Here is a 26219-nt window from a genome sequence, read left to right as displayed (position 1 = left end):
CGTCACCAGCGCAGACAGGCGCAAACACAAGCACCACAACACAACCGAGCCCTGCCACCCACACCCGGACCGAACAGGTTAAAACTCAAGCTAGCGCGGCGCCCACTCGGGTGGCAGGTCGTGCGAGCACGTCGGCGCACCGCCGGCCCGCGCCTGCCGCAGGTCGAGGTAGGGCCCCGCGATCTGCTCCCGGGGCACCGCGCCGAGTGCCAGCACAGCATCGCCGGCGGCCAGCACCTGACGCCGCATGCGTTCGTGGTCGACGGCGTCCGCCCCGAACGAGGGCGCCCACAGCGTCCACGGTCCGGAGATCATCGCCATCGTCGGCACCAGGTGCGAGTGGAAGTGCGTGCCGATGCCGCCGAACGAGCACTGCGGCGGCGCCCGGCCCGGCACCGGGGTATCGCTGCCCGGCAGGACGATGGTGCGATCGACCGCCCGGCCGGCCAGAGCGGTCGTGGCGGTCTGGGCGAGCACCGGGCTGCCCGCGAACCAGCCGGAGATCTCCGCGGCACCCGTGGCTCGCAGCTCGCCTTCGCTGGGCAGGTACTCGCGTGTGCCGAGGTGTTCCAGCACGAACGCGAAGGCGACCGAACCCGAGTCGTAGTCGGCGTCGAGCGCGCGGGCGCGGAACTCGCTGCCCTCCGCCGGGCGGTGCAGGTGCCCGGTCGCGAAGACGAACTCCAGGGTGCGCGGCCGGCAGCGCAGCGGCAGCCGGGCGAAGTGTTCGGCCAGGGCGAGCAGCGCCACCGTGCCGTTCTCCTGCACCCAGCCCACGCCGTCGGTGTTGGTGTCGATGACGATCCGCTCGCTGCTCAGGCCGGGCAGCGTGGCGATCAGCGACCGCGTGGTCGCCGGCGAGCGGCCGGCCAGCACGCCGATGGTCGTGCGCGTCCCCACCTGCAGCTTGAGGGCCGCGTCGGCACCGACGAACACGCCGGGCACGCGGTAGTGCGTGCCGACGTGCGGATCCCAGTAGCCGCGCACCTGCTCGTGGGGGAACGGGAAGGCGACAACGACTCCGGCGGCACCGGCGGTGCCCGCGTCGACCATGTCCTGGTGCAGCAACGGTTCGGCGAAGTAGCCGCGGTCGACAGCGGGGAAGTCGCGCAGCACGACCTTGCCGCGCGCGTTGGCGGCGGTGATGGGTTCGCCCGCGGGCAGTTTGACCAGCGTGCCGGACCGCAGACCCGGTGCGGAGTAGGGGATCGCGCTCGCCACCGGCACGGCGCCGCCGGCGCCGAGGAGGAGGCCGGGGCCGGGGTGCCAGCGCTGGATCCGGAACTGCTCGGACCGCACGGAGATGCCGGGCAGCCGGGTCACGCGCCGTTCCAGCCAGGAGATCAGGCGTTTGTGCGCCGGGCTTCCGGTGGCGCGCAGCCCGAAGCCGGCGACGGTCGCGTTCAGCTCCCGCAGGGAGGAGGCGGACGCGAAGGTCCGGTCGTCGATCGAGGCCGGGCAGTCCTCGGCGGCGGTGGCCGGAGCCGTCAGTTGGAGGGAGAAGATCGTTACGACGCTTATGAATGCAAGGCATCTGGCAGGTCGCACGATGTCGACTGTGACCGATGGCGATCCCGGCTCACAATCCGCCATACGAGACCCTGCGTCATCTGTGAACAGAGAATGGTTCAACCAATTGCCGATACCGTCCCCGGATGCGCTTGAAATCGACGTTCGGCCGCGCCGCGGTGATCGCGTCCGCGCTGGCCTTCCTGTTCGGCTCGACAACCGCGGCGAACGCCTCGCCGGGACGTGAGTGCGCCACCCCGTCCATCGACCGGCTGCAGCAGTGGCTGGCCAGCGGTGAGGGGGCCACCGAGCCCGCGACCGGCAGCATCCTGGTGCCCAAGGGGCGCCACGACTACACGGCTAAGATCAAGTTCTTGGCCGACGACTGGCACGTGATGGTCCTCTGGCTCGGCAACAAGTTCGAGGCCCAGGCCGACCTGTCCAGGTCGGACGGTTTCCTGATGACCTACCGCGCCACCGACGACCTCTACGTCCAGCTGCGACCCGCCTCGGACTGGAGCGGCGGCGCGAAGTGGGTAACGAAGATCCCGTCGACCCGCGGCAGGCTCGTCACGAAGTTCTTCAGCTTCAAGCCAGAAAAGTGGACAACTCTGCCGGAGCTGGGCGCGCCCGCCTACCCGTTGAGCGAGGCACTCGACGACGCCCGTGGCCTGGTCTTCGTCGGCAAGACGCCGAACAACCTGGAGTTCCAGGGGCTCAAGATCGACGGCTATCGGCCACCCTGCGTTTACTGAGTACCGGGTAGCGTCCAGGGACGTGAGAGCGCTCCCGGTCGTTCTGGTCACCGTCCTCACCGCCGCGCTGGCGTCTCCCGCGAGCGCGGCGGTTCGAGATGACACGAGGTACGTCGACCCGCTGATCGGCTCGGCGGGTGGCGGCAACACCTATCCGGGCGCGGTGCGGCCGTTCGGGATGATCTCGTGGAGCCCCACGTCGACCCGCGGCGACCAGACGAACACGGGCGCTGCCAACGGTTACGCCTACGACGCCACGAGGGTGCCCGGCTTCAGCCTCACGCACGTCAACGGCGCGGGCTGCCATCCGGGTGCGGCGGGCGACGTCCCGATCATGCCGCACGTCGGCGCGATCACCTCGTCACCGACGGCGGACACCAAGGACCAGGTCTACGCGAGCGACTTCGCACACGCCGACGAGATCGCCGAACCCGGCCGCTACCGGGTGGGGCTGAAGTCCGGTGCCAGGGCGGACCTGTCGGTGACGACCCGCGCGGGCATCGGAGAGTTCGCCTTCCCGAGCGCTGGCACCGGATCGTTGCTGTTCCGCGTGTCGAACTCGCTCAACGGCAGCGAGGACGCCAAGATCACCATCGACCCGGTGGCGAACACGGTGTCCGGCGAGGTGCTGACCGGCGCGTTCTGCGGCCGCCGCGCCAACGGTGGCGTGAACAACCAGAAGTCGTACTACCGCCTGTACTTCACCGCGTCGTTCGACCGCCCGATCACCGCTCATGGCACGTGGGTCGACGGTGAGCTCAGGCCGGGTACGACGACCGCGCAGGGCGGCGAGGGTTACCTGACCGGAAGTGCCCGCGCCGGCAAGGGTTCCGGCGGTTATGTGTCCTTTGCGGACACTCAGGTGCGCACCCGCGTCGGCATCTCCTACACCAGCCTGGCCGCCGCCCAGCGCAACCTCGAAGCGGAGATCCCGAAGCGCGCCACCGTCGACCAGGTCGCCAAGGAGGCCAGAAAGGCCTGGGCGAGCCGGCTGCGCGCGGTCGAGGTCGACGGCGGAACCGCCGACCAGCGCACGGTCTTCCACACCGCGCTGTACCACGCGTTCCTGCAACCGAACGTGGCCAGCGACGTCGACGGCACCTACCTCGGCAGCGACCGGCAGGTCCACCGGCTCGCGCCGGGTCAGCAAGCGCAGTACGGCAACTTCTCCGGCTGGGACCAGTACCGCGCCCACACCCAGCTGCTGGCCCTGCTGGAGCCGCGGGTGGCCGGCGACTACGCCCAGTCGTTGCTGAACCTCGCCCGCCAGAACGGCGGGGTCTGGGACCGCTGGGTCCACGTCAACGGCCCGACGCACGTCATGACCGGCGACCCGTCCGCCCCGGCCGTCGCGGGCATGTACGCCATGGGCGCCAAGGACTTCGACGTGCACGGCGCGTTCGACTCACTGCTGCGCCAGGCCACCGTGCCGCACCCGGACGGCCTGTCCGACAAGGGCTGCCCCGGGCAGTGTGAGGGCCAGCGCCCGAACCTCGCCGAGTACCTGCGTCTCGGCTACGCCCCGCACGACACCTGTCACTGCTGGGGCGGTGCCGCCGAGACCCTCGAAGACGCCGTGGCCGACCAGGCACTCGCCGACCTGGCCACCCGCCTCGGCCGTCCCTCAGCAGACCTCAAGGCCCGCGCGGGCTGGTGGCGCAACACCTTCAACCCCGCCACCGGTCACCAGCAGGCGCGCCGCGCGGACGGCACCTGGGTCACGCCGTTCAACCCGGCCTCCGACCAGGGCTTCGCGCAGGGCAGCAGCGCCACCTACACGTGGATGGTGCCGCACGACGTCGCCGGCCTGGCCGAGGTGATGGGCGGCAAGGACAACGCCGCGACCAGGCTCGACGCGTTCTTCCACCGCGCGGACGGCTCGTGGGCCACCGGCGGCGACCCGCTGCGCTACGACCCGACGAACGAGCCCGGCATCCACACCCCGTGGCTGTACAACGAACTCGGCCAGCCGCGGAAGACCCAGGAGACCGTGCGCGCGATGGCGACCATGGTCTACCGCACCGGGCCCAACGGCCTGCCCGGCAACGACGACCTCGGCACGATGTCGGCCTGGTACGTCTTCGCCGCGCTCGGCCTCTACCCCCGGACCCCGAGCAGCGCCGAGCTCCACCTGTCGAGCCCGATGTTCCCGAAGGCCCGCATCCCCGGCCGCAACATCACGATCCTCGCGCCCGGCGCACCGAACATCCACGCGCAGAACGTGCGGTGGAACGGCCGGCTGGTCGAGCAGCCGTGGCTGCCGGAGGAGTTCGTGCGCCGCGGAGGTCTCCTGGTGGTGACGCTGTAACTGCGGGGTTCGCCGTGCCGGATCGTGGGAAGTCCACGTCAGGACTCCCGGGAGGCGCACGTGGGCGAGCTCGACGAAGAGGCGATGCACGACAGCGAGGTGCTGCCGGCCGAACGTCCGAACCCGCTCGTGATCGCCGCCGGCATCACCGCGCGAGGTGGCGTGTTGTGGCTGGTGGTAGCCGGATTGCTGGCCCTCGCGGGCAGACCGGCAACAGCGAAACGGGCACTCCTCGCCGCCGCCGTCGCCCTGCCGATCGGCCACCTGACGGGCCTCGCGGTGCCGCGCCGCAGGCCGAGGACGTCGATGCCGGCGAGAACAGCATTGCCGGAACACCCGGACTCGTCGTCCTTCCCGTCCAAGCACGCGGTGACGGCGGCGGCGTTCGGCACCGCCACGGCGCTGGTGGACCGCAAGGCCGCCGCGTTCGTCGTTCCGCTGGTGCTCCTGGTCGCGTACAGCCGGTTGCGGACCCGTGTGCACTGGCCGAGTGACGTCCTCGGCGGCCTGCTGATCGGTGCGGCCGTGGCGCTGGTCCTCACCCGTGTGTGAGTCGCCGCGGGCACGGGTACTCGCGAACCAGGAGGTCGTGATGCCCGCAGGATCGAACGCGAAACGCGAACGCCAGTACGAACACATCAAGGACTCCGCCGAGAGCCGCGGCACGTCGCCGAAGCGGGCGAAGGAGATCGCCGCCCGCACGGTGAACAAGAACCGGGCCCAGGCCGGTGAGTCCAAGACCGCCAGCCGATCGTCCATCAAGGACATGTCGCCGCAGAAGCGCGGCGGGCTGCGGTCGCACTCCGGAGCCCAGGGGCCGACCAGGGACCAGCTCTACAACGAGGCCAAGAAGAAGAACATCAAGGGCCGCTCCAAGATGACGAAGAAGGAGCTCGCCAGCGCCCTCGGCCGCTGACGCCCTGACCATCCACAAACGACGACTCCGCCCGGCAGGCCCACCACGGCACGGCCGCCGCCGGGCGGACCGGCATGCCTCGCGCTATCCGAACTGAAGGAGAACCACCGTGAAGTACGACGTCGTCGACCTGATCATGCAGGACCACCGCGAGGTCGAGCGGCTGTTCGCCGAGCTGACAGACCACCCGGAGAAGCGGCCGCTGCTCACCCCGGTGCTCTGCGGCCTGCTCGTCGCGCACAGCCGCGCGGAGGAGACCGAGGTCTACCCGGCCGCCAAGCAGGAGGCGGGGGAGAGCGACGAGGTGGAGCACAGCCAGGAGGAGCACGCCCAGGCCGAGCGGCTGCTCGCCGAGCTGCTCGACTGCGAGTGGGACTCGCCGAGATTCGACGCGAAGCTGCGCGAGGTCGTCGACGCGGTCACCCACCACGTCGAGGAAGAGGAGAAGACGGTGCTGCCGGGCATGAAGCGCCGCCTGAGCGCCGAACGCCGCCACGAGCTCGGCGAGAAGTTCGCGCAGGTCCGCGCCGACCACCTCGGTGACATCCCCGGCCAGGCCAGCCGCGAGGAGCTGCTCGCGCAGGCCCGCAACCTCGGCGTCCAGAACGCGTCCTCGATGAGCAAGTCCGAGCTGCAGCGGGAAATGCAGAAGGCCGGCTCGTAGCGCGCGTCACCGTCGCGACGTGGGCTGTCCGCGTCGCGACGGTGGCATGTCAGCTGCTCAATGGGTGATCGGGTCCGGCTTGGGTGGCAGCGAGTCGGGGTCGGGAACGGGCGGGCGTGGCTGGTCCGGTCCCGGCTGGGGCAGGGGTTCCGGGGGTGGTTCGGGCTGGGTCATGCCAGGCGGGTACCCGGAATTCGCCGAGCCGCACCGGCATTCCGCGCGGCGACGTCAGCCTTCCGTGCCCAGCAACGACACTCCGCGCGGTGACGTCAGCGTTCGGTGCCCAGCACCGGCTTCACGTCGACGACCGGGGTGCCGTCGATCGCCTCCAGATGGGCGACGTGCACCTTGACGCCGTCGACCGCGAGGATCCGGACCCGGTGCAGCCCGATGGGGTTCGGCCGGTCCGGCGATCGGGTGGAGAACACCCCGGTCTCCGGCCGGGCCGGGTCGCTGCGCGGATGCACGGCCAGCACGCTGCGGTCGGCCTGGTCGAGCCAGGTCAGCACCAGCACGTCCTGACCGGCGGCGAGTTCGGTCATCGCCCGCGCGAACTCCGGTGCGAACACGATCCAGGCGTCCGGCGCGCCCTCGTCGCCCTGCTTGGGGGCCTGCGAGCGGTCGGTGAGCGACGATTTCACGTGGCCGATCGGCTGCAGTTTCATGGTCACGTCCCGCAGAAGGTCCGGTAGGTGGCGCTGAAGTCCTGCGGAGCCGGCGTCGCGTAGTACTCCAGCCCTGGACGTTCTCCATATGGTGCCGTGACGGCGTCCAGCAGCCGCTGCAGGGGGCCCAGGTCGCCATCGGCGCCGGCCGCGAGCGCCTCTTCCACGAGGTGGTTGCGCGGGACGTAGACCGGGTTGACCCGGTCCATCGCGCCGGCGTCCGGTTCCAGTTCCCGCCAGCGCGCGAGCCAGCCGTCGATCCCGGCGAGGTCGAGGAACAACGACCGGGCGGGCTCGGCATCGCCCCGAGCGGCCGCGCCGAGGCGGTGGAACAACGACGTGAAGTCGACGTGGTTCTCCTGCATCAGCGCGAGCAGGTCCTTGACCAGCAGCTTGACGTCACCGGACACCCCGAGCTTGGCCTGCAGGCCCGTCATCCAGGCACGTTCGAACTGCTCCTGGAACGTGCCGAGCGCTTCCATCGCGATCGCGACGGCCTTGTCCTCGTCGTCGGCGAACAGCGGCAGCAGCGCCTCGGCGAGCCGGGCGAGGTTCCACTCGGCGATGATCGGCTGGTTGCCGAACGCGTAGCGGCCGCGGTGGTCGATGGAGCTGTACACCGTCGTCGGGTCGTACGCCTCCATGAACGCGCACGGCCCGTAGTCGATGGTCTCGCCGGAGATCGTCATGTTGTCGGTGTTCATGACACCGTGGATGAACCCCACGAGCATCCACCGCGCGACGAGCGTTGCCTGCGCGGCGACGACCTGCTCGAAGAGTTCGACGTAGGTGCTGCCGGGGTGGTGGCGGGCGATCGCGTGGTCGGCGAGGCGGCGCAGCAGGTCCTGGTCGCCGGTGTTGCGCGCGTACTGGAAGCTGCCGACCCGCAGGTGGCTCGCGGCGACCCTGGCGAGCACCGCGCCTGCCAGCGGCTCGTCGCGCTGCACGGTCGCGCCGGTGCTCACGACCGCCAGGGAACGGGTCGTCGGGATGCCGAGCGCGTGCATCGCCTCGCTGACGATGTACTCGCGCAGCATCGGCCCGATCGCGGCCAGCCCGTCGCCACCGCGCGCGAACGGCGTGCGGCCGGAGCCCTTGAGGTGCAGGTCGCGCAGGCGCCCGTCGGCGTGCGTCAGTTCCCCGAGCAACAGCGCGCGGCCGTCACCGAGCCTGGGGGAGTAGCCGCCGAACTGGTGCCCCGCGTACGCCTGCGCCACGCCGGGCCTGAGGTTGCCGACGAGCAACGGCAGACCGTCGCCCCGCAACCACGCCGGATCGAGGCCGAGCTCCTTCGCGAGCGGCTCGTTGAGGACGAGCAGTTCCGGTCTTTCGACCGGTATTGCCTCCCACTCGACGGCCATCTCCGGCACCGCGGCGGCGAACTCGCTGCTCAGGCTGATTTCCACGTCCCCAACCGTACCTTCCCGGTCCAACCGACCGAAGTGAGCGCGCTCTCATGGAGATCTTTTGTGAACCGTTCTGCGAGCCCGTACGTGACAGGGGTGAACAGGTTGAAAGATGACCAATCAGGAGTGAAAACCCATGCGTCGCAAGCAAGTTGGGATCGTTGCTGCCCTCATCGCGGTCAGCGCCGTCGCACTGTCCGCGTGCCAGACCGGCTCCGCGCAGTCCGCAAACCCCGCGCCCGCACCGGATCAGGCCCAGGAGCAGCAGGCGGCGGCCCCGGCCGAGTCCGAAGTGGACTTCCTGCGCGGCTCGGCCAACTCCAACAAGGCCGACAAGACCACCGGCGACCGCGCCCCGGAGGCCGCGGCCCCCGAGGTCAAGCAGAAGTGGGTGGAACTGCGCGTCGCCAACGCGGGCGGTCTCGACCCGGCGGTGGTGAACGGCGCCGGCCGCACCATCTACTGGTTCAGCGACGACCCGGTGAAGGGCGGAGTGTCCAATTGCAACGATGAGTGCGCCAAGACGTGGCCGCCGATCACCGTCGCGAAGGGCACGAAGCTCTTCTTCCCCGGCATCAAGCGGGAGAACATCGGCTTCATCAAGCGCAAGGACGGCCAGACCCAGGTGACCCTCGGCGGCCGCCCGATCTACCTCTTCAGCAAGGACACCCAGGCGGGTGACATCAAGGGCCAGAACGTCGGCAACAAGTGGTTCGTGATCAACCCCGAGGGCAAGCGCGCCGTCGCCCCGGCCGAGGTCCCGACCACGCAGCCGGCCCCGCCCGCGCCGGGCGCCAAGCCCGCGAACTCCGTCACCTTCTTCAGCGGCAAGAACTTCGACGACTTCAGCGGCAACAACTTCTCCACCGGCGTCAAGGTCGACGCCAAGTGCGGTGACCTGCGCGGCGGCTTCCAGTCGCTGAGCCCCGACGGTGCCGTGAAGATCTGGTCCGAGCCGGGCTGCAAGGGCAAGTCCGCCGTCGTGAGCGAGGACGTCCGCGACACGGCCGCCCTGGACTTCCCGGAAGGCGCGAAGTCCTACATCCGCGCCTGACGTTCCACCCCTGAGGACGGGCTGGGTCACCGGTTCCGGTGACTCAGCCCGTTCCGGGTTGCGGGGAGGGCTAGGGTCTCCTGACGTGCGCTACTCCGCCATTGCGCTGGCATTCCTCCTGGTCGGGTGCGGTACCGGGACCACGTCCCTGCCCACGATCGTCCCGGCACCGCCCTCGTCGTCCGCCTCACCGCTGCCGGACCTGCAACCGAGACTCGACGCGGTCGGCATCCTGCTGACCTCGTGCGTCGCCCGCCTGCGAGGTGAGCCCGTCGACCCGGTCGACAACTGCGCCCACCTCATGACCGACGTGGCCGGCGTGCTCGACGAGGTCGACAAGCAGGCCGACAAGCTCCCGCCCGCCGGCCGCAACGCCGTCGCCGAGGCACGCAGGCAACTCGGCGAGATCGCACCGTGCGAGCCGTGGTTCGCCGGTGGTGGGCAGAGCGCGGACGCGCAGCTCGACGTCCGTTGCACACGGGCCTGGGACGGCCTGTTCGCGAACTACTCCGCGGTGCGCAACTCCGCCTGACCGGACCGAGCAACCTCAGAGGCACTCGGTCCCGTTTGTTCAAGGGACAGAGTGATTTGGGGGTTACCCGTGCACAAAGCCGTCGTGCTGGCGCTGCTGCTCGTGGCGCTGGCGTCCTGCGGCCGGCCATCTGCCGCCACACCGGGCTCCACGCCCGGTGATCCCGGGCTGACCTCGGCGGCGCGGGTGGTCGAGCCGCGCCTGGAGACGGAGTTCGCGGTCAGCTACGCCGGGCTGGAGTTGCGGCACGAAGTGCCCATGATGGTCGTGCACCGCAAGCCCGACCCGGCACTGGACGCCGCGATCGCCGAGGCCACGCCGAACGTGCGGGTGGTGTTCCGGGACGCCCGGTACACGCGGGTGGAGATGCGCGCGGCCGCTCAGCAGGTGATGAACGAGGCCGGCCACTGGCTGGGACTCGGGGTCACGGTGGTGTCCGCGGCGGCGCGGGTGGACGGATCCGGGGTCGCCGTGCAGACCTCGGGCGACGCGGTCGGGGTCGCGAGCCGGCTGCAGCAGCGCTACCCGGCCATGACGTTCCACGTGGAGAAAGCGGGCTAGTCGACAGGCGTGAACCGCGCGACCAGGTCCTTCGAGATCTCGTAGTGCCGCACGAGGAACGCGCGTTCGTCGAGCTTCTTGCGCCGCAGCCAGCCGGTCACCTCGGCGTTGCACTTGCTGGCGTTGCACGACCCGCATGCGGGCACGACGTTGCCGAGCGTGTACCGCCCGCCGCGCGAGATGGCCTGCACGCAGTCCTTCTGCAGCGACGTGGCGGGCGAACTGCAGTAGGCGCAGCCACCCCACGACGTCTTGAGCGCGTCCCACTGCGGGTCGGTGAGGTCGTGGACGACGCGCGCCATCCGCTTCTTGCGCTTGCGGGCCGCGCGAACCTGTTTGCTACCGCCGGTCGGCACGGTGGGTGAGAGTACGCGTGGCGATGGTCAACAGGTCGGAGGCGGGCCCCCGGGGTGTCTGCCCGGCCGGCCACACCGCCCGCAGCGCCCGGTGCAGGTCGAGATCGCTCACCTCGACCCGGACCAGCGTGCGGGTGTCGAGATCGGCCGCCACCGCGTGCACGCTCAGCACCGCGGGGCCGATGCCGCCGATCGCCGCCGCCTTGATCGCCGTGGTCGACGACATCTCCAGCAGCGACCCGGCCGACTCGTCGATGCCCGCCGCCCGCAGCGCGTGTTCCCACGCCTGCCGCGTGCCTGAACCGGGTTCCCTGGTGACCAACGGCGTCGCGGCGACCTTCGCGGCCGTGACCCGGCGGCGTTTGGCCCACGGATGGCCCGGCGCGACCACGAGCACCAGCTCGTCCCTGCTGACGACCCGGCTCGCCAGGCCCTCCGGCACGTCGGTGCTCTCGATGAAACCGAGGTCCGCCCGGCCGGCCAGCACCTGCTCGGCGACGTGCACCGAGTTGCCCGCCGTCAGCACGGTCGCGGTGTCCGGGCTGACCGCCCGCAACGCGATCAGCCACGCGGGCAGCAGGTACTCGGCCACGGTGAGGCTCGCCGCGATCTTGAGGTGGCTCTGCCGGTCCGCCCGCAGACTGGTGATCCCGGCGTCGAGGTCCACCGCCCGCGCGAGCACCGGCGCCGCCCACCCGGCCACGAGCTGCCCGGCCGTGGTGAGCCGCGCGCCGCGCGGGGTCCGTTCGAGCAACGCCACCCCGACGCGCGCCTCGAGGGTGCGGAGCCGTTCGCTGGCTGAGGGCTGCGACATGCCGTGGGCCTTGGCGGCACGCCCGATGCTGCCCAGCTCGGCCACGCTCAGCAGCAGCTCGAAGCTGGTCAGGTCGGTGACCCTGGACGGCAGAGGCATAGGGGCAGCCTATGCCCTCATCGGCGATCGGTGTCTACCGAGGCCGCCGCGGCGCGAGCACTGTTGTGTCGTGACCGCTCTCGCACCTCAAACACACACCGTGCCCCTCGAGGTGCGACGAGCGGCACCCTTCGGCCCGAACCTGTTCGCCTCGGTGATGGGCACCGGCATCGTCGCCACCGCCGCCGCATCCCTGCCGCTGCACGTGGCGGGCCTGCGCGCGACCGCCACGATCGTGTGGGCACTCGACGCCACGCTCCTGGTGCTGCTCGTCGTCGCGGCGGCACGCCGCTGGACGCGGACGACCGTGCGCACGCAACTGGCCGACCCGGTGATGGCCCAGTTCTGGGGCGCGCCGCCGATGGCGTTGATGACCGTCGGCACCGGCGCCCTGCTGCTCGGCGCCGACTGGATCGGCCTGCCCGCGGCTCTGGCGATCGACTGGACACTGTGGACGGCCGGCACCGCGCTCGGCCTGGCAACGGCCGTGGTGGTCCCGCTGCGGATGATCGGCAGCGGCGAACGCGCGTTCGGCGGCTGGCTGATGCCCGTCGTGCCACCGATGGTCTCCGCCGCGTCCGGCGCCCTGCTGGCGCAGCACCTGCCGGAGGGCGGCTTCCGCCAGGCGATGGTCCTCGCCTGCTACGCCCTGTTCGGCGTGAGCCTCTTCGCGACGATGGTGATCGTGCCGCAGATCTGGCAGCGCCTCGTGCAGCACGGCCTGGGCGCCGCGAACACGGTGCCGACGCTGTGGATCGTGCTGGGCCCGCTCGGCCAGTCGATCACCGCCGCGAACCTGCTCGGCGGTGTCGCCGTGCTGCCGGGCCAAGCCGCGTTCGGCGTCCTGTACGGCACGATCACCTGGGGCTTCGCCCTGCTGTGGCTAGCGATCGCGGCGGCGGTGACCCTGCGAACAGTCCGAAGTGGACTTCCGTTCGCCTTGACGTGGTGGAGCTTCGTGTTCCCGCTCGGCACGGTGGTGACCGGCACGAGCGCGCTCGCCGCCCATGTGCCGTCGGTGTTGTTCACCGTCGTCGCGGTCGTGCTCTACGGAGCGCTGGTGCTCGCGTGGATCACCGTGGCGGTCCGCACAATCCGGCACCGCTGAACGCTCACACGACGTAAACTCCCCAAAAGATCTGCTGGGGGGCGATCGCATGAGTGTCAAATATTTCGTCATTCTCGTTGAAGGCCAACGAACTCCGCACGCCGTGGTGAGGCTGACCGGCGCTGTCGAGGAAGCCTTCACCCACACCCTGCGGTGGGAACCGGCCAACCTGCTGAGCCGGGTGCCCGCCGAGCCGACGTGGACCGTCCGGGAAGAGGAGCTCGGGTACGCCAACGGATTCCTCGTCAGCTTGGTGCGCGGTGTGCGCTTCCAGCGGTACGAGTCGCCGCTGACCGACTACCGCTACTACGCGGTTTTCAAGGACACGATCGGGGTGCTCGACCTCGACAACGCGTACATGCTGATCCGCCGGCCAGACGACTACACCGAGGAGACGTACACCGGGTACGGCAGGTGGGGCGGCACGGACAAGCTGTACCGCCTCGACTCCGGCCGGGACTGGACCGAGGAGTACATCCCGGTCAGCGAGGCCGAGGCCGAGTACCTGAAGCAGCGGATCGACGCCCGCTGGGCAGAGATCCGGCGCCACTACATCCTGTCGGTCGACCAACGGCCGCTCGCCGTCGTCGCCGTGCACAAGGACCCGGACGCCCGGGATCGCGAGGTCGCGTTCATGGGCGACGACTTCGTGCAGTCGGAGCTGATGAGCGGGGCGGAGCGGGAACCGAGCGTGGTCGTCCACGAGGTCCGGTTCGCCTCCGCCGTCGAGATGATGGCCATCTTCACCCGGTTGCGCCGGGAGAGCACGGTCGCGCAGCTGACCGGTGGCTACGCGGTCTTCCACCGGCCGACCGACGTGCTCGACCTGTACGCCGCCGAGGAGATCGTGCGCAAACCCAAGCGCACGGACCTGACCGTCGTCCCGGTGAGCGTGCCGGAGGCGCAGCAGGTCGCGTTGCGGATCTTCGTCCGGCACGAGCGCCGGCACGTCAAGCCGATCGACGGCCACCACTACTTCGCGGTCTTCCCGAGCCGCACCGACGTGCTCGACGTCCGCAACGCGCACTCCGTGGTCCGCTGCACGCCGGACCAGGCGCGGTGGGAGTTGTTCCTGCGCAAGGGGGTGTGGCTGCGGTCGGCGCGGCCGCGGACGGTCTTCCCGCTGCCGATCGGCAAGGCGGACGTGCGCCGGCTGACCACGATGCTCAAGGCCACGCGGGTCCGGTACTTCGAGGTCCGCGGTGAGCTCGGTCCGGTGGCGCACGTGCGGCTCGACGGCCGGAACGAGGCTTCCGTTCGCGACCTCGGCTGGGAACCGTCGGATCTGCTCGAAAGCCGGCAGGACGAGGACTGGGTCTTCTACGAGAAGGACGAGCACCGCACGGAGATGTCCAGGTACATCTCCGCCCGCATGGACAGAACCGTGCTGCACCGCGACGACGCCCGCCAGTACTTCGGCCTCTTCTCCAGCGAGGCGGACGCGCTGGCACTGCGCAACGCGCTGGCGGTGGTGCGCCGCGAGAACGGCGTCGACGAGGGCTTCGCCGGACCGGCGGGATGGCAGCCGACGGACCAGCTCACCAGGGCCGAGGCCAGCGTCCGCCCGCGCGTCCTGCCGCTCGACGAGCACGAGGCGGCGCGGCTCACCGGAGGAGGCAGCCGTGGCTGACCGCGATGTCAGTTCGCTGTTCGCCGACTACCGCTACTACGGCGTGTTCGAGAACCGGCAGGACCTCAGCAACCTGGACAACGCCCACGGCCTGATCCGGCGACCGGAGATCTACGGCGACGAGCAGTACAACGGCCAGCGCGACTGGAGTCGCAGCAGGTTCGACGAGCGGTCCTACGACCACATCGTCGCGGTCAGCCAGGCCGGCGCCGAGCACATCGCCCGGCGCCTCGACCGGGTCGCGTGGGACGGCTGGCGGTGCCACGTGCTGTCCGAGAAGGGCCGCCCGTTCGCGGTAGTCATGACGAAAACGGGCCGTGAGCTGGAGTTCGACGGGCGCCTCCGCGTCCGGTGGTCGAAGTCCGACCTGATGATCCGCCTGCCGGACGAACCGTCGTGGAGCGCGGAAGAGACCGATGTGGACAGTGCGCTGCCCGCGATGGCGGCTCTGGTCCGGCAGCGCCGCGAACGGCATCGGGCCGAGCTGACCGCGGGCTGGGCGCTGTTCCGCGACCCGGTCGACGTGCTGGACCTCGGCTCGGCCTACGCCGTGGCCGTGGAACCGGGCGGGAACACAGCTCTGCCCCTGGACGAGCACGAGGCGGCCAGGCTCGTACCCCGGCTCGTGGTCCGCAACGCCCGCCGCACCGCCGAACTGATCGACGGGCACCACTACCTCGCCGTCTTCGACTCGCTCCAGGACTGCGCCGCCGTCGGGACAGCGCGCTCGCTCGTCCGCTGCACACCCGACGAGGAGCACTGGGAACTGTTCGTGGGCGACGACGAATGGCCGCCGACCACACGTCCCTACCTCGAGCACACCCTGCCGATCGGCCGGCCGGACTTGGCCGAGGTGATCGGCAAGCTCGCCTCCGTGACCCGGAATTTCGACGTCATCAGCCCGAGCCTGGGCTGTGTCGCCCACGTCGAGCTCGCTCCCGGTGAACGACCTGGACTCGCGCTGCGGCAGTGGCGAGATCGGCCGACCTGGTACGTCCGCGACCGCTGGTGACGTCACCCCCGTTCACCGTGTCCAGAGTGGACACGGTGAACGGGGTGATCAGCTCGTCCCGCTAGGGGTTGTGGTTGAACGGGATGTTCTTCGTGCAGTAGGTGACGCGGTTGTTGATGTCCGTCGCGCTCACGGCGATCACGACCCGCCGGCCGTTGACCGTGGCGAACACGTTGAGCGGGTGGCTGTCGTCGATGAACACGTCACGCTGTTCGTCGTCGTCATCGTCGTGGAACACCAGGAACACCCGGCCTGCCCTGCCGGGCAGGATCTCGGTGAGCCCAGGTCCGGTGACCCTGATGTTCCAGGCGTTGACGGGCTGCCCGGTCCTCGCATAGGCCTGGACCCGGTCGCCGCAGTCTCCCGGCGGCGGCATCCGCAGGGCCTGCTGTGCGGCGTTCGCACCCGCGACGGGATGCACCAGCACCAGGAAAAGTGCAGCGAGCAGTGCAACTACTGTCTTCACGGTTCCCCCCAGGAATCGACAGTGCGCGTATCGCGCGTTCTCGATCCTGGCCTACCCCGTTCGGCCGAGCGCACCGCCGATCGGGTGAACAGATCAAGACCCTGGCGGGTGCTCCATCCGCTTGACGAGTCCCAGGAACTGCTGCGAGAGCGAGCCCGCCCGCGTGATGTGCTCCTCGAACTCGTCCAGCACACGGGCCGCATCAGCGTCGAGGTTCGTGCCGGCACGCACGCGCCGGGCGACCTCGATGCCGGAGAAGGCCAGCATGGTCATGACCCCGCTGAGGATCTCGCTCTCTTCCCTGCTCGCCGGTCCGTCGACCGACGTGGCCTCGTGCAGGTCCATCAACGCCTCGCGGATCAGGCGCCGTCCGTCCTGCGTGATCGGGCCGTTCGTCATCGCGTCCCCCTCTGCTGCACGGCGGTCGACCGCTCCACCCCGTCCACAGTATCTTCAGGCCGAACCTGAAGAGTCCAGTGTGGACGGGGTGATCAGTTAGTTCTGGTCCGCCAGCCGCTCGCGCACCTGCGGCACCACCTTCGTGCCGTACAGCTCGATCGTCCGCATCAGGGACTCGTGCGACAGCCCGCCGATCCCGTACTTCAGGTCGAACCGGCTGGCCCCCAGCACCGTCATCGTCTTGGCCATCTTGGCGGCGACCGTGTCCGGCGACCCCACGAACAGCGCGCCGTGCGGACCGACCTCGTGGGCGTACGACTGCGGGGTCGGCGTCGCGAACCCGCGCGTCTTGCCGAGGCGGCCGATCACGTCGAGGTAGTGCGGCCAGAACTCCTCCTGGGCCTGCTCATCGGTCTCCGCGACGTGGCCGGGGGAGTGGATGCCGATCGGCAGCGGTGAGCGGCCGAACTTCTCCAGGGCGTGCCGGTAGAGCTCGGAGAACGGGGCGAAGCGCGACGGGTGGCCGCCGATGATCGCGAGCATCAGCGAGAACCCGTACGAGGCCGCGCGCACGACGGACTGCGGGCTGCCGCCGACGCCGATCCACGTCGGGAACGGCTCGGTGAACGGCACGACGTCCTGCTCGTGCAGCGACGCGCGGGTCTTGCCCTGCCACGTCACCGGACCGCCCTTGAGCAGCTCGGCGAACAGGTGCGTCTTCTCCTCGAACAGGTCCTCGTAGTCGGCCAGGTCGTAGCCGAACAGCGGGAACGAGTCCACACTGGACCCGCGGCCCAGGATGACCTCCGCGCGGCCGTCCGACAGGGCGTTCAACGTCGAAAATCGTTGGTACACCCGGACCGGGTCGTCGGAGCTGAGCACCGTCACGGCCGAACCCAGGTGGATGCCGGACGTGCGGGCGGCGATCGCGGCCAGCACGACATCCGCCGCCGACAGGGGCATGTCCGGCGTGTGGTGCTCGCCGATGCCGAAGAAGTCGAGGCCGACCTGGTCGGCGAGCACGCCCTGCTCGACCAGGTTGCGGATGGTCTGGGCGTGCGTCAGGGGCGCGCCCGAGGCGTCGTTGGTGACGTCGCCGAACGTGTCGAGTCCGAACGTGTTCATGACAGCTCCTTCGCGAACTTCTCGAATTCCGGCCTGCCGGCCGCCACGCCGAAGACGGGGCTGCCCGGTTCCAGCAGCCGTCCCGCGGCCAGGGTCCCCACCCGCACCGGGTCGAACCCGATGCGCTCGAGGAAAGAGGCGACGACGTCCACCGCGGCCGGGTCGTCGCCGGCCAGTCCGACGGCACGGCCGTCCGGCGGCTCCATGTCCTGGTAGGCGACGTGGTTGAGGGACTTGACGACGCGGGCGCCGGCCAGCCGGGCCGCGACCTCCTCGCTGGTGCCCAGCGGAGCCCCCGCGGGCGGCCACTGGTTCATCGCGTCCACGACGAGCTTGCCGTCGAACAGGCCCGGTTCGAGCGTCCCGAACCGGTGCCACGGGATCGCCAGCACCACGAGGCCGGCGTCCGCGACCGCGTCGGCGGCCGAGCTGGCCACCGCGCCCGGCGCGAGGAACTCGGTGATCATCTCGATCCGCGCGGGATCGCCGGAACCCGCGATGGCCACCGGGAAACCGGCCGCCAGGGCGAGCCGCGCGACGACGGGACCGACGTGGCCCGCACCGAGAACTGCGATCTTCACAGCGCACCCGACCTAGTTAGTTGACGTGTCATCCAACCTAACGGGCCTGGCGCGCGGATATTCCCGATGACGTACCGGAACGCCGTCACCCGACGCTCGCGACGGCCGGTGCGCCATTCCTACGGTCGGGACCGTGTTCAACGAGCCGTCCCGCCGCACTTTCCTGTCCGCCTCCACCGCCGCAGCGCTCACGTTCGGGCTGCTCAAAGCGTCGCCGGCCCAGGCGACAGGAAGCATCCGGCCGTTCCGGGTGCGGATCCCCGAGCGCGACCTGGTCGAGATGCGCCGCCGCGTCCTCGCCACCCGCTGGCCGGACACGGAGACCGTGACGGACCTGTCGCAAGGCGCGCCGGACAGGACGGTCCGCGCCCTCGCCCGCTACTGGGCCCACGAGTACGACTGGCGCCGCACCGAGGCCAAGCTCAACGCGCTCCCGCAGTTCATGACCGAGATCGACGGCCTGGACATCCACTTCCTGCACGTCCGGTCCAAACACGAGAACGCGCTGCCGTTGCTCGTTTCGCACGGCTGGCCCGGCTCGGTCATCGAGCAGCTCAAGATCATCGGACCGCTCACCGACCCGACCGCGCACGGCGGCAAGGCCGAGGACGCCTTCCACCTGGTCATCCCGTCGATGCCCGGCTACGGCTTCTCCGGCAAGCCGACGACGACCGGTTGGGGCCCCGACCGCATCGCCGGCACGTGGATCGAGCTCATGCGGCGCCTGGGCTACGACAGGTATGTCGCGCAGGGCGGCGACTGGGGCGCGTTGATCGTCGACCTGATGGCGCTGCGGAAGCCGGCCGGACTCCTCGGCGTGCACACCAACCTGCCCGGCGCGGTACCCGTCGACATCGACAACGCCGCCCGCGCCGGCGGCCCGCAGCCACCCGGCCTGCAGGCCGACGAGCTCAAGGCGTGGCAGGACCTGCTCGTCCGCTACGGCAGGGGCCAGGCCTACGCCCGGATCATGGGCACCCGCCCGCAGACGCTGCGAGCGCTCACCGACTCACCGGTCGGGCTGGCGTCGTTCCTGATCGACCACAACACGGCCAGCCTGGAGCTGATCGCGAAGGCGTTCGACGGCCACCCCGACGGGCTCAGCAGGCGGGACGTCGTCGAGAACATCTCGCTGTACTGGCTGACGAACACAGCGATCTCCGCCGCCCGCCTGTACTGGGAGAGCAAGTACTCGGTGATCGCCGCCAAGGGCGTGCAGCTACCCGTCGCGGTGAGCGTGTTCCCGGCCGAGGTCTACCAGGCGCCCCGGAGCTGGGCCGAGCGCGCCTATCCGAACCTCGTCCACTACAACCGGGTCGCCAAGGGCGGGCACTTCGCGGCCTGGGAACAGCCGCAGCTGTTCGCCCAGGAGTTGTGGGCGGGCTTCAGGTCGCTCCGCTAGCTTCGAGAGCGTGTGGGATCTCGGGGACGCGTACGAGCGGTACGTGGGTCGGTGGAGCAGGCCGGTGGCGGCGGAGTTCGTGCGGTGGCTCGACGCGCCACCCGGCCGGACGTGGCTCGACGTCGGATGCGGCACCGGCGCGCTGACCGAGACCGTGCTGGAGCACGCCCAGCCGGCCGCGATCACCGGCGTCGACCCGTCCGCGGGCTTCCTCGACCTGGCCGCGCAACGCGTGCCGGGCGCGACGTTCGAGGTCGGTGACGCGTCCGACCTGGGCTCGCGCCAGGCCGATGTCGTGGTCAGCGGGCTCGTGCTCAGCTTCGTGCCGGACGCGGCCCGCGCCGTGGCCGAGTTCGCGCGTGCCGGTTCGTACGTGGGGTCCTACGTCTGGGACTACACGAGCGGCATGCAGATGATGCGCCACTTCTGGGACGCCGCGAAGGACATCGACCCCGCCTCCGCCGCCCACGACGAAGGCCCGCTGTTCGCCCCGGTGTGCCTGCCGGGCCCGTTGCGGGCCCTGTGGACCGGCGCAGGACTGCGCGACGTCGAGGTGTTCGGCATCGTCGTGCCCACGGTCTTCCGCGACTTCGACGACTTCTGGGAGCCCTTCCTGGGCCGCACGGGAGCGGCGCCCGCCTACGTCGCGACGCTGCCCGACGACCACCGCGACCTGCTGCGCGACCTGCTGCGTTCGCGCCTGTCCAACGGCGGCGGCCCGATCGAGCTCACCGCCAGGGCGTGGGCCGTCAGAGGTGTGCGCTGAGGAACCTCCGCAGGTGCGGGTTGACGTCGTCGGCGTGGGTGAGGCTGAGGAAGTGCGCACCGTCCTCGACCGTGACCAGCGGCTCGGCGTTCGGCAACGCGGCGACGATCTCCTCGGCCCTCGCGACTGCGTAGGCGACGTCCGCCGTACCGTGCAGTACCAGCGCGGGCTGCCGGATCTCGCCGAGGCGCACCAGCACGCCTTCGCGGTCGACGAGCGCGTTCATGATCAGCCGCAGCCGCTCGCCTTCGATCTCCCGCCACTTCGCCGTCCACTCCGACGCGTCGTAGTCGCCCAGGCAGATCTTGGCCACGGCGTCGATCACCGTGTCCGGCCCCTGCGCGATCCAGACCTCCGCGAGCTGGTGGTACGCGGCGGCGATCTGCTCGTCCTCCGGCTCAGCAGACGTGCCCAGCAGCCCCAGCGCCGTGACCCGCTGCGGTGCGAGCAACGCCATCCGCAGCGCGACGAACCCGCCCTGACTCGTTCCGACGACGGCCGCCGACGCGATCCCGAGATCGTCGAGCACGGCGAGAACGTCCTTCGCGACGTCCCAGTGGTCGAACGGCCCGTTCGCGGGCGTCTGGCCGTGGCCGCGTTCGTCGACCGCGATCAGCCGGAAGGCGTCGCCGAACGCCTCGACCTGCGGCGCCCACATCGTCGCGTCCATCAGGAAGCTGTGCAGCAGCACGACCGCCGGGCCGTCACCGCCGTGATCCACGTAGGACACCGGCTGCCCGCCGTCCGTCGTCACGGTCCCCATGCCACACCCTCACATCTCCCGCGCCGTCCCGCATAGTGGATCATCAGCGCCACCTGCCCTGTTCGCTCTACCCTGCCCGAATGCGACAAGTGATCAGGGGCGTGGTGCTGCTCCTGCTGTTGTTGATCGTCGTCCCCCCGACGGCGGCGGCGCAAGAACAACAGCCTGTGGTCCGGGTCGGCACCGAGGGCACCTATCCGCCGTTCTCGTTCCACGACCCGCAGAGCCAGGAACTGACCGGCTACGACATCGAGGTGATCAAGGCGATCGCCGCGAAGGCCGGCTGGCGGCTGGAGTTCGTCGAGACGCAGTGGGACGCGATCTTCCCCGCCCTCGACGCCGCCCGGATCGACCTCATCGCCAACCAGGTGTCGGTCAACGACGAACGCAAGGCCAAATACGGCCTCTCGAACACCTACACCTACTCGCGCGGCGTGATCGTCCGCCGCACCGGCGACGACCGGGTCAAGACCCTCGCCGACCTCAACGGCAAGACCACCGCCCAGTCGAGCACCAGCAACTGGGCCAAGGTCGCCCGCGACGCCGGCGCCCGCGTGGAGGCCGTCGAAGGCTTCGCCCAGGCCGCCGCCCTGCTCACCCAGGGCCGGGTCGACGCGATCGTCAACGACAACATCGCCGTGCTCGACTACCTCGCCTCGACCGGCTCGAAGGACGTCGAGATCGCCGGCGACGCGGGCCAGTCCGGCAGCGAGCAGGTCCTGGCCCTCCGCAAGGCGGACAGCGCGCTGCTGGGCCAGGCCAACCAGGCGATCGACGCCCTGAAGGCCGACGGCACGCTGCGTGGCATCTCCGAGAAGTACTTCAAGGCCGACGTGTCCAAGGCGGACGGCGGCACCGCGGATCTGTCCCAGGGCAGAGGCCCGCGCAGCACGTGGGACGTCCTGCGCACCACCGCGTGGCCGATGTTCGTGGGCCTGGTGAAGGTCACCATCCCGCTGACGGCGCTGTCGTTCGCGATCGGCCTGGCACTGGCCCTGCTGGTCGCGCTGGCGAGAATCTCGCCGTACCGCGTGCTGTCCGGCCTCGCGCGGGCGTTCATCTCGATCATCCGCGGCACCCCGCTGCTGCTGCAGCTGTTCATCGTCTTCTACGGCCTGCCGCAGATCGGCCTGAAGTTCCCGCCGTTCACCGCCGCCGTCGTGGCGTTCTCGCTCAACGTCGCCGGCTACGCGGCCGAGGTAGTCCGCTCGGCGATCCTGTCCGTGCCACGCGGCCAGTTCGAGGCGGCGTCGACCATCGGCTTCGGCTACACGCAGACGTTGCGCCGCATCGTGCTGCCCCAAGCCGCGCGCACCGCCGTGCCGCCGCTGTCCAACACCTTGTTGTCGTTGCTGAAGGACACGTCGCTGGGCTCGGTCGTGCTGCTGACCGAACTCTTCCGCGAGTCGCAGCTGGCTGCGGCCGAGAGCAACGAGTTCCTCGCCCTGTACTCGTTCGCGGGGCTCTACTACTGGGTGATCTGCGTGGCGCTGTCGGCGGCGCAGAAACGACTGGAGACCAGGCTGAACAGGTACGTGATCGCATGACCGACATCCGCATCGAGGTCTCTGGCCTGCACAAGTCGTTCGGTTCGCTGGACGTCCTGCGCGGCATCGACTTCACCACCCCGCGCGGCACCTCCACCGCCCTGCTGGGCCCGTCCGGCTCCGGCAAGACCACCCTGCTGCGCGCGCTGAACGTCCTCGACACCCCGGACAGCGGCGTGATCCGCATCGACGACGTCTCGGTGGACTTCTCCGCGCTGCCGCCGGGCAAGGCGGGACGCGCGGAAAGCCAGCGGCTGCGTGCGCAGAGCGGGATGGTGTTCCAGTCCCACAACCTCTTCCCGCACCGCACGGTCCTGGAGAACCTCACCGAGGGCCCGGTCGTCGCCCAGAAACGGCCCGAGGACGAGGTCCGCGAGGAGGCGCGGGTCCTGCTGGATCAGGTGGGGCTGGCCGACCGCGCTTCGTCGTACCCGTACCAGCTTTCCGGTGGGCAGCAGCAACGTGTCGGCATCGCCAGGGCGCTGGCGTTGAAGCCGCGCGTGGTGCTGTTCGACGAGCCGACCTCGGCGCTCGATCCCGAGCTGGTGGGGGAGGTGCTGGCGGTGATCAAGGATCTGGCCTCGCAGGGGTGGACGACGGTGATCGTGACGCACGAGATCCGGTTCGCTGAGCACGTCGCGGATCAGGTGCTGTTCCTCGATGGCGGGGTGATCGTGGAACGGGGGAGTCCCGCGCAGGTGATCGGAGATCCTCAGGAGGAGCGGACGCAACGATTCCTCAAGCGCGTCCTCGACCACGGATGAAGCTGACCGAGTGGCCGTGGCAACCTCTGCGCCCTGAGGAGGTCGCCGGCCTGTTCGGCGGCATCCACTGGTGGATCGCGGGCGGCTACGCCATCGAGTTCGCGGTCGGCCGGACCTTGCGCCCGCACGGCGACATCGACGTGCTTCTGCTGCGCCGCGACCAACTGGCGGCGCAACGAGCGTTGTCCGGCTGGGAGTGGTGGGCCGCCGACCCGCCGGGCGCGCTCCGACCGTGGCGGCCCGGCGAGATCCTGCCCGCGGACGTCCACGACATCTGGTGCCGCCCGTCCGCGTCCGCTCCGTGGCGAGTGCAGGTGATGCTGGACGAATCCGACGGCGACGACTGGGTTTCCCGGCGTGACCCGCGGGTGCGGCGTCCTGTCGGCACGCTCACCCACACCACTGAGTCCGGCATCCCGTACCTGGCACCGGAGATCCAGCTCTGCTACAAATCGAAAGCGCCGCGCGAGAAGGACCAGATCGACTTCGACGCGGTGTTGCCGCTGCTCAGCGATGTGCAACGGCGATGGCTCGCGGACGCGATCGGCGGCCCGCATCCCTGGCTGACGCGCTTGTCCGAATGACATTTCCTCGAATTGCGGGGCTCCTGCCGTGGTGGCATCGTCCGGAAACACCGAACCTTTCCCACCACGGCAGGAGCGGACATGACCACCCTCGAGAACCCGGCGATGCCCGCCGTCCACGACTGCAGCGTGAGCGAGTGCTCGTACAACCACGACGGCTGCCACGCCTTCGCGATCACCGTGCGCGGCGACAACGGGGCTGCCGACTGCGGCACCTTCATCCCGTTGACCACGAAGGGCGGGCTGGACAAGGTCGTCGCGCAGGTGGGTGCCTGTCTCCGCACCGACTGCACGCACAACGCCTCGCTGGAGTGCACGGCGCAGAGCGTGCGCATCGGCCCTGGTGCGGGCGACCACCACGCGAACTGCCTTACCTACCAGCCCCGCTAGTCTTCTTCTTTGCGGTCGACGGCTCGGCCCAGTTCGCGCAGGCCGACGTTGAACGCGATGATCGCCACCGTGCCGACCGCCGCGACGACGTGCAGGCCGGCGCCCGCCAGTGAGCCCACCGCGGCCGCGCACCACAGCGTGGCCGCGGTGTTGAGCCCGCGCACGGACAGGCCGTCGCGCAGAATCACGCCGGCGCCGAGGAACCCGATTCCGGACACGACCTGAGCGGCCACCCGCGTGGGGTCGCCCTGGCCGTCGAATCCTTGTGCGGACAGCAGGACGAACAACGCGGCTCCCACCGCCACGAGGGCGTTGGTCCGCAGGCCCGCCATGCGCGAGCGGTACTGCCGCTCGAAACCGATCAACGCGCCGAGGCCCATGCTCTCGGCAATGCGCAGCGTCATGTCGAAGACGTGCATCGTGTGACTCCCCTTGGTCAGGGGGTGTGCGTCACACGCCAGAACTGGAGCGTGCGAGGTGAAGTGACCTGCGCTGGCTACTGTCGCCTGGCATGTGTCGCTCACCTCGCTTCCTGTGTCTGGCCGGTTGGACGGTCCGTGACGCTACCGGGCCGGTCGTGAGGCCGTCGTGAGAGTGGGACGCGCGTCTCATTCCCAGTAGAAGCTGTCGTGCTCGAACACCAGCTTGTGCTCGTTGTCGCCGCCGCTGTCGAGCGCTCGCAATGCGTGGTCGAACATCTCCGTGACGTTGGGCCACAACGGTTCGCCTTCCGCGCCGCCGTACTTGTCCCACTCCATGACGCAGCCGTGCGCCGGGCCGCCGCGCAGGTCCACGAAGAGTTCCCAGCCGCAGCCGTCCGCGGCGATCGGCAGCCAGGCGGGCAGCCACAGGTCGGAGCACGGGGTGCCCGCGGGCTCGGCCAGCGCCGTCGCCTCGTAGGCCGCTTCCTCGTCGGGTGAGGAGAAGGCGATGCCCCGGATCGCGTCGATCATCAGCGTGCGGAAGTGCAGCGCCTCGCGCAGGGAGTGCGGCTGCCAGGACGGCGGGACGAACTCCCAGCGGGTGTACTCGTCACCGACGCCGCCGTACTGCCGCCACCACGCGGCGAGATCGCCTGGCAGTGCCCGCCCGAGGGTTTCCTCCGCGGCGGCGATGTCCGCGGCCGAGGAGGGCGGCAGGAAGACCAGCTCGGGGAGATTCGTCCGGGCCCACGCCTCGATACCGGTCCAGCTCACGAACGGAACTAAAGCATGGCGAGCGGCTCCGGCCCGGCAGGGGGCGGGTAGGCGCGGTCGAGGTCGGCGAGGTCCTGTTCGGACAGCCGCAACGACAGCGCGGCGGCGTTCTCCCGGACGTGCTCGACGGAGCCGGCTTTGGGGATGGCGTTGACGTACGGCAGCCGCAGCACCCACGCCAGCGCGACCTGGGCGGCGGTGGCGTCGTGGCGGCGCCCGATCTCGGCCAGCAGGGGATCGTCGAGCAGGCGGCCCTGCTCGACGGGGGAGTAGGCCATGATCGGGATGCCCTGGGAGGCGAGCCACGGCATCAGGTCGTGCTCGGGGCCGCGGCGGGACAGGTTGTAGAGGATCTGGTCGGTCTGGCAGAAGCCCGGCAGCGCGGTCAGCTCTTGCATGTCGGCCAGCTCGAGGTTGCTGACGCCCCAGTGGCGGATCTTGCCGGCCTCGGCCAGTGCCGCGAAGCCGTCGAGGGTCTGCGCCAACGGGAAGCGGCCGCGCCAGTGCAGCAGGTAGAGGTCGATGCGGTCGGTGCCCAGACGGCGCAGGCTGGACTCGCACGCGCGCACGGTGCCGGTAGCGCTCGCGTTGCCCGGCAGCACCTTCGACACGAGGAACACCTCGTCGCGGCGCCCGGCGATGGCCTCGCCGACGAGCGCCTCGGCCGCGCCGCCGGCGTACATCTCGGCGGTGTCGATCAGGGTCAGGCCGAGGTCGAGGCCGGCTCTGAGCGCGGCGATCTCGCCGGCGCGGTGAGCGAGGTCCTCGGCCATCATCCAGGTGCCCATGCCGAGCGCCGGGATGGTCTCTCCAGACGGCAGCGCGATCGTCATGGGCGCAAGGATGC

At 70.3% G+C, this 26219-nt stretch carries 29 protein-coding genes and 1 pseudogene; 17 read left to right on the top strand and 13 right to left on the bottom strand.

Annotated elements, in window-relative coordinates:
* Window positions 1-90: 90 nt before the first annotated feature.
* A complete protein-coding gene (locus tag ACIA8G_RS42560) occupies window positions 91-1548 on the bottom strand; it encodes a PA domain-containing protein (RefSeq protein ID WP_396424514.1) in 1458 nt (485 codons plus the stop codon).
* Window positions 1549-1655: 107 nt separating this feature from the next.
* Here ACIA8G_RS42560 and ACIA8G_RS42555 point away from each other — a divergent pair, with 107 nt between their 5' ends.
* The 5 genes from ACIA8G_RS42555 (at window position 1656) to ACIA8G_RS42535 (ending at window position 6152) form a co-directional block, all read left to right on the top strand.
* Window positions 1656-2264, top strand: coding sequence for a hypothetical protein (locus ACIA8G_RS42555; protein ID WP_396424513.1), 609 nt, complete (start codon window positions 1656-1658; stop codon window positions 2262-2264).
* A gap of 22 nt (window positions 2265-2286) precedes the next feature.
* On the top strand, window positions 2287-4572 hold the full coding sequence (locus ACIA8G_RS42550; RefSeq protein ID WP_396424512.1) for a GH92 family glycosyl hydrolase: 2286 nt from the start codon (window positions 2287-2289) through the stop codon (window positions 4570-4572).
* A 60-nt stretch (window positions 4573-4632) separates the two neighbouring features.
* The gene (locus tag ACIA8G_RS42545; protein ID WP_396424511.1) at window positions 4633-5124 is read left to right on the top strand and encodes a phosphatase PAP2 family protein; all 492 of its coding nucleotides are present in this window, start codon (window positions 4633-4635) and stop codon (window positions 5122-5124) included.
* Window positions 5125-5164: 40 nt separating this feature from the next.
* Complete coding sequence (locus ACIA8G_RS42540; protein ID WP_396424510.1) at window positions 5165-5488, top strand: plasmid stabilization protein; 324 nt, start codon at window positions 5165-5167, stop codon at window positions 5486-5488.
* A gap of 109 nt (window positions 5489-5597) precedes the next feature.
* Complete coding sequence (locus ACIA8G_RS42535; RefSeq protein ID WP_396424509.1) at window positions 5598-6152, top strand: hemerythrin domain-containing protein; 555 nt, start codon at window positions 5598-5600, stop codon at window positions 6150-6152.
* Window positions 6153-6421: 269 nt separating this feature from the next.
* Here the strand turns inward: ACIA8G_RS42535 and tsaA are convergent, their stop codons facing one another.
* Window positions 6422-6817, bottom strand: coding sequence for a tRNA (N6-threonylcarbamoyladenosine(37)-N6)-methyltransferase TrmO (tsaA, locus tag ACIA8G_RS42530; protein ID WP_396424508.1), 396 nt, complete (start codon window positions 6815-6817; stop codon window positions 6422-6424).
* Between the two features lie 2 nt (window positions 6818-6819).
* Window positions 6820-8223 carry a YdiU family protein gene (locus ACIA8G_RS42525; RefSeq protein ID WP_396424506.1) on the bottom strand — a complete coding sequence of 468 codons (1404 nt, stop codon included), beginning with the start codon at window positions 8221-8223 and terminating at the stop codon, window positions 6820-6822.
* Between the two features lie 136 nt (window positions 8224-8359).
* On the opposite strand from ACIA8G_RS42525, the gene ACIA8G_RS42520 reads away from it, so the two are divergent.
* The 3 genes from ACIA8G_RS42520 to ACIA8G_RS42510 all read left to right on the top strand — a co-directional run bounded on the left by ACIA8G_RS42520 (window position 8360) and on the right by ACIA8G_RS42510 (window position 10370).
* Complete coding sequence (locus ACIA8G_RS42520; protein ID WP_396424505.1) at window positions 8360-9277, top strand: hypothetical protein; 918 nt, start codon at window positions 8360-8362, stop codon at window positions 9275-9277.
* A gap of 85 nt (window positions 9278-9362) precedes the next feature.
* On the top strand, window positions 9363-9809 hold the full coding sequence (locus tag ACIA8G_RS42515; protein WP_396424504.1) for a hypothetical protein: 447 nt from the start codon (window positions 9363-9365) through the stop codon (window positions 9807-9809).
* A gap of 69 nt (window positions 9810-9878) precedes the next feature.
* On the top strand, window positions 9879-10370 hold the full coding sequence (locus tag ACIA8G_RS42510) for a hypothetical protein (RefSeq protein ID WP_396424503.1): 492 nt from the start codon (window positions 9879-9881) through the stop codon (window positions 10368-10370).
* Here the strand turns inward: ACIA8G_RS42510 and ACIA8G_RS42505 are convergent.
* Together ACIA8G_RS42505 and ACIA8G_RS42500 are read right to left on the bottom strand one after the other, a co-directional pair.
* A complete protein-coding gene (locus ACIA8G_RS42505) occupies window positions 10367-10726 on the bottom strand; it encodes an HNH endonuclease (protein ID WP_396424502.1) in 360 nt (119 codons plus the stop codon). The two genes, ACIA8G_RS42510 and ACIA8G_RS42505, sit on opposite strands and share 4 nt — an antisense overlap.
* Entirely contained in the window at window positions 10710-11639 is a 930-nt protein-coding gene (locus tag ACIA8G_RS42500; RefSeq protein ID WP_396424501.1) for a LysR family transcriptional regulator, read from the bottom strand. The genes ACIA8G_RS42505 and ACIA8G_RS42500 overlap by 17 nt, the downstream gene beginning before the upstream one ends.
* Window positions 11640-11709: 70 nt before the next feature.
* Here ACIA8G_RS42500 and ACIA8G_RS42495 point away from each other — a divergent pair, with 70 nt between their 5' ends.
* Genes ACIA8G_RS42495 through ACIA8G_RS42485 form a run of 3 tightly spaced genes read left to right on the top strand, consistent with a single transcriptional unit; the run spans window position 11710 to window position 15389 of the window.
* Window positions 11710-12747, top strand: coding sequence for a TDT family transporter (locus ACIA8G_RS42495; protein ID WP_396424499.1), 1038 nt, complete (start codon window positions 11710-11712; stop codon window positions 12745-12747).
* A 49-nt stretch (window positions 12748-12796) separates the two neighbouring features.
* Entirely contained in the window at window positions 12797-14377 is a 1581-nt protein-coding gene (locus tag ACIA8G_RS42490) for a hypothetical protein (RefSeq protein ID WP_396424498.1), read from the top strand.
* Window positions 14370-15389, top strand: a complete 1020-nt coding sequence (locus tag ACIA8G_RS42485) for a hypothetical protein (protein ID WP_396424497.1) — start codon at window positions 14370-14372, stop codon at window positions 15387-15389. The genes ACIA8G_RS42490 and ACIA8G_RS42485 overlap by 8 nt, the downstream gene beginning before the upstream one ends.
* Before the next feature lie 61 nt (window positions 15390-15450).
* Here the strand turns inward: ACIA8G_RS42485 and ACIA8G_RS42480 are convergent, their stop codons facing one another.
* The 4 genes from ACIA8G_RS42480 to ACIA8G_RS42465 all read right to left on the bottom strand — a co-directional run bounded on the left by ACIA8G_RS42480 (window position 15451) and on the right by ACIA8G_RS42465 (window position 17960).
* Window positions 15451-15855 (bottom strand): hypothetical protein, encoded by a 405-nt coding sequence (locus ACIA8G_RS42480; protein WP_396424496.1) that lies wholly within the window; start codon window positions 15853-15855, stop codon window positions 15451-15453.
* 93 nt (window positions 15856-15948) lie between these two features.
* Window positions 15949-16254 carry a hypothetical protein gene (locus ACIA8G_RS42475; protein WP_396424495.1) on the bottom strand — a complete coding sequence of 102 codons (306 nt, stop codon included), beginning with the start codon at window positions 16252-16254 and terminating at the stop codon, window positions 15949-15951.
* A 96-nt stretch (window positions 16255-16350) separates the two neighbouring features.
* Window positions 16351-17379: an LLM class flavin-dependent oxidoreductase gene (locus tag ACIA8G_RS42470; protein WP_396424494.1), complete on the bottom strand. Its 1029-nt coding sequence runs from the start codon at window positions 17377-17379 to the stop codon at window positions 16351-16353.
* The gene (locus ACIA8G_RS42465) at window positions 17376-17960 is read right to left on the bottom strand and encodes an NADPH-dependent F420 reductase (protein WP_396424493.1); all 585 of its coding nucleotides are present in this window, start codon (window positions 17958-17960) and stop codon (window positions 17376-17378) included. The genes ACIA8G_RS42470 and ACIA8G_RS42465 overlap by 4 nt, the downstream gene beginning before the upstream one ends.
* A 133-nt stretch (window positions 17961-18093) precedes the next feature.
* Here ACIA8G_RS42465 and ACIA8G_RS42460 point away from each other — a divergent pair, with 133 nt between their 5' ends.
* Together ACIA8G_RS42460 and ACIA8G_RS42455 are read left to right on the top strand one after the other, a co-directional pair.
* Window positions 18094-19362, top strand: a complete 1269-nt coding sequence (locus ACIA8G_RS42460) for an epoxide hydrolase family protein (RefSeq protein ID WP_396424492.1) — start codon at window positions 18094-18096, stop codon at window positions 19360-19362.
* A gap of 10 nt (window positions 19363-19372) precedes the next feature.
* Window positions 19373-20128: a class I SAM-dependent methyltransferase gene (locus ACIA8G_RS42455; RefSeq protein ID WP_396424491.1), complete on the top strand. Its 756-nt coding sequence runs from the start codon at window positions 19373-19375 to the stop codon at window positions 20126-20128.
* On the opposite strand, the gene ACIA8G_RS42450 is transcribed toward ACIA8G_RS42455, so the two are convergent.
* Complete coding sequence (locus ACIA8G_RS42450; RefSeq protein WP_396424490.1) at window positions 20112-20891, bottom strand: alpha/beta fold hydrolase; 780 nt, start codon at window positions 20889-20891, stop codon at window positions 20112-20114. The genes ACIA8G_RS42455 and ACIA8G_RS42450 overlap by 17 nt on opposite strands.
* 80 nt (window positions 20892-20971) lie before the next feature.
* On the opposite strand from ACIA8G_RS42450, the gene ACIA8G_RS42445 reads away from it, so the two are divergent.
* The 4 genes from ACIA8G_RS42445 to ACIA8G_RS42430 all read left to right on the top strand — a co-directional run bounded on the left by ACIA8G_RS42445 (window position 20972) and on the right by ACIA8G_RS42430 (window position 24176).
* The gene (locus ACIA8G_RS42445) at window positions 20972-22438 is read left to right on the top strand and encodes an ABC transporter substrate-binding protein/permease (protein WP_396424489.1); all 1467 of its coding nucleotides are present in this window, start codon (window positions 20972-20974) and stop codon (window positions 22436-22438) included.
* Window positions 22435-23202, top strand: coding sequence for an amino acid ABC transporter ATP-binding protein (locus ACIA8G_RS42440; protein ID WP_396424488.1), 768 nt, complete (start codon window positions 22435-22437; stop codon window positions 23200-23202). The genes ACIA8G_RS42445 and ACIA8G_RS42440 overlap by 4 nt, the downstream gene beginning before the upstream one ends.
* Window positions 23199-23786 (top strand): nucleotidyltransferase domain-containing protein, encoded by a 588-nt coding sequence (locus tag ACIA8G_RS42435; RefSeq protein WP_396424487.1) that lies wholly within the window; start codon window positions 23199-23201, stop codon window positions 23784-23786. Before ACIA8G_RS42440 ends, ACIA8G_RS42435 begins: the two co-directional genes overlap by 4 nt.
* Before the next feature lie 81 nt (window positions 23787-23867).
* Complete coding sequence (locus ACIA8G_RS42430; protein ID WP_396424486.1) at window positions 23868-24176, top strand: DUF1540 domain-containing protein; 309 nt, start codon at window positions 23868-23870, stop codon at window positions 24174-24176.
* A 2-nt stretch (window positions 24177-24178) separates the two neighbouring features.
* Here the strand turns inward: ACIA8G_RS42430 and ACIA8G_RS42425 are convergent.
* From ACIA8G_RS42425 to ACIA8G_RS42415, 3 genes and pseudogenes are all read right to left on the bottom strand, one after another.
* Window positions 24179-24595 (bottom strand): annotated as a pseudogene (locus tag ACIA8G_RS42425) (MgtC/SapB family protein); the annotation flags it as partial.
* A gap of 189 nt (window positions 24596-24784) precedes the next feature.
* Entirely contained in the window at window positions 24785-25372 is a 588-nt protein-coding gene (locus ACIA8G_RS42420) for an SMI1/KNR4 family protein (protein WP_396424485.1), read from the bottom strand.
* Between the two features lie 8 nt (window positions 25373-25380).
* The gene (locus ACIA8G_RS42415) at window positions 25381-26205 is read right to left on the bottom strand and encodes an aldo/keto reductase (protein ID WP_396424484.1); all 825 of its coding nucleotides are present in this window, start codon (window positions 26203-26205) and stop codon (window positions 25381-25383) included.
* Between the last annotated feature and the right edge of the window lie 14 nt (window positions 26206-26219).

Source organism: Lentzea sp. NPDC051213, assembly GCF_044455585.1.
Classification (GTDB): Bacteria; Actinomycetota; Actinomycetes; order Mycobacteriales; family Pseudonocardiaceae; genus Lentzea.
The sequence above is the reverse complement of the archived record's forward strand: the minus strand, read 5'-3'. Positions and strand labels throughout refer to the sequence as shown.